We start from the raw sequence: 2,486 nt of genomic DNA on the forward strand, positions 1-2,486 counted from the left end.
TGGGCGGAGCAGGACCCGGAAGACTGGTGGGACAGTACGGTGGAAGCCGTCCGGGAGTTGGTGGAAACCTGCGGGATCCCCAGGGACGGCATCGGCGCCATCGGCTTCAGCGGCCAGATGCACGGGCTGGTGGCCCTGGACGGGGAGGGACAGGTGCTGTTCCCCTCCATCCTCTGGTGCGACCAGAGGACGGAGGAGGAGTGCGCCCGGATCACGGAGCATTTCGGCAGGGACCGGCTCCGGGAACTTACGGGGAACAAGGCCCTCACCGGCTTCACGGCCCCCAAGGTGCTGTGGATCAAAAAGCATAGGCCGGAACTGTTCGCGCGGATCCGCCACATCCTCCTGCCCAAGGACTATGTGCGCTTTAGGCTGACGGGGGATTTCGCCACGGACATGTCCGACGCATCCGGGACCCTGCTGCTGGACGTGGAGAACCGGTGCTGGTCCGAACCCATGTGCAGCTTCCTGGGAGTCGGCAAGGAGGTACTGCCCAAGCTCTACGAATCCTATGAAGTCACCGGCAGGGTCAGCGAAGGGGCCAAGGCGGCCCTGGGGCTTTCCGGGGACATCCTGGTGGTGGGAGGCGCAGGCGACCAGGCGGCGGGTGCCGTGGGCACGGGCACCGTCAGGGAAGGCACGGTTTCGGTCACCCTGGGGACCTCCGGGGTGGTCTTCGCGGCCCACGGCAGCTATGCGGTGGACGACGACTGCAGGCTCCATGCCTTTTGCCACGCCAACGGGGGCTACCACTCCATGGGCGTCATGCTTTCCGCGGCCAACTGCCTGAAATGGTGGTCGGACTCCGTCCAGGACGCCGTCGGGCTGGAGGTGCTCCTGGAGGAGGCGGAAGCGGTGGGCACCGGGTCCAAGGTGGTGTTCCTTCCCTATCTGATGGGGGAGCGGACGCCCCATGCGGATCCCGACGCCAAGGGATGCTTCCTGGGCATGGACATGAACACCACCCGGGGGCACCTGACCCGGGCGGTGCTGGAAGGGGTGGCCTTCGGCCTCCGGGACTCCCTGGAGATCCTGCGGGAACTGGAGGTCCCCATGGAACAGGTCCGGGTCATCGGCGGGGGCGCCAGAAGCGCCCTCTGGAAGCAGATCCTGGCGGACGTCTTCGGTATGGAGCTGGAGGAAATCAACACCAGCCAGGGGGGCGCCCTGGGGGCGGCCATCCTGGCCGGGGTGGGCGGCGGCCTGTTCGCCACGGTGGACGAAGGCTGCGACAGGATGATCCGGGTGACGGGGCGGATCGCCCCGGTACCGGAGAACGTGGCCCACTACGAACAGGTCTATCCCTCCTACAGGGATGCCTACGGGAGCCTGAAGGACTGGTTTGCAGGGAGGGGCAGATGATGGAGAAGGATCTGATTTCAACCGTGCGGGTGCTTTCCGCAGAAGGGGTGGAGAAGGCGTGCTCGGGCCACCCGGGACTTCCCCTGGGGGCCGCCCCCATGGCCTGCACCCTGTGGGCCGGGGAGATGAAGCACAACCCCAGGAACCCCTCCTGGTTCGACCGGGACAGGTTCATCCTTTCCGCGGGCCATGGCTCCATGCTGCTCTACTCCCTGCTGCACCTGTTCGGGTACGGGGTGGATATGGAGGACCTGCAGAACTTCCGGCAGACCGGTTCCAAGACCCCGGGACATCCGGAATACGGCCACACCCCCGGGGTGGAGATGACCACCGGGCCCCTGGGGCAGGGATTCGCCTCCGCCGTGGGGATGGCCCTGGCGGAAGCCTATCTGGCCAAGCGTTTCAACAAGGAAGGCCTGGCCCTGGTGGACCACCACACCTATGTGCTTGCCGGGGACGGCTGCATGATGGAGGGCGTTTCCTCGGAGGCGGCTTCCTTGGCGGGAACCCTGGGATTGGGGAAGCTGGTCGTCCTCTACGACTCCAACGGCATCACCATCGAAGGCACCACGGACACCGCATTCCGGGAGGACGTCTCCAAGCGGTTCGAGGCCTACGGATGGCAGACCCTGGAGGTGGAGGACGGGGAGGACACGGAAGCCATCCGCCAGGCCATCCGCCGGGCCAAGGCGGACACCGCCAGGCCCAGCCTGGTCAAGGTGAACACCCGGATCGGAGCCGGCTGCCCGCCCAAGGAAGGGAAGGCCTCCGCCCATGGGGAACCCCTGGGGGAGGAGAACATCCGGCTGCTGAAGGAGAACCTGGACCATACGGGAGCGCCCTTCACGGTTTCCCCGAAGGTCCGGGAGGGGATGCGGTTCCTGACGGAGGGCCTGGCCCGGGAAGAGGCCCGATGGAACGGGCTGCTGGAAAGGTACAGGCAGGCCCATCCGGAGGACGCCGCCGCCTTCGGCCGCTGGCTGGAGAAGGCCGACAGCCTGGGCCTGGACAGGGAACTGGAGGGAGCCTGCCCTGCAGGCGCCCAGGCCACCCGGGTTTCCTCCCATGGGGTGCTGAACAGGCTGGCGGAAAAGGTCCCCAACCTGATCGGCGGGGCCGCGGAC

Annotated in this window: 2 protein-coding genes; both read left to right on the forward strand. The window is 67.1% G+C overall.

The features are described from left to right. Positions 1–1,362: xylulokinase (xylB, locus tag GXN74_RS14145; protein ID WP_162371580.1), on the forward strand; the 1,362-nt coding region annotated here is incomplete at its 5' end. Continuing rightward, positions 1,362–2,486, forward strand: a 1,125-nt coding sequence (locus tag GXN74_RS14150; RefSeq protein ID WP_484476980.1) for a transketolase family protein, incomplete at its 3' end; no start/stop codon positions are given. The genes xylB and GXN74_RS14150, both read left to right, overlap by 1 nt.

This window comes from Anaerotalea alkaliphila (genome assembly GCF_010179735.1).
Lineage (GTDB): Bacteria > Bacillota > Clostridia > Lachnospirales > Vallitaleaceae > Anaerotalea > Anaerotalea alkaliphila.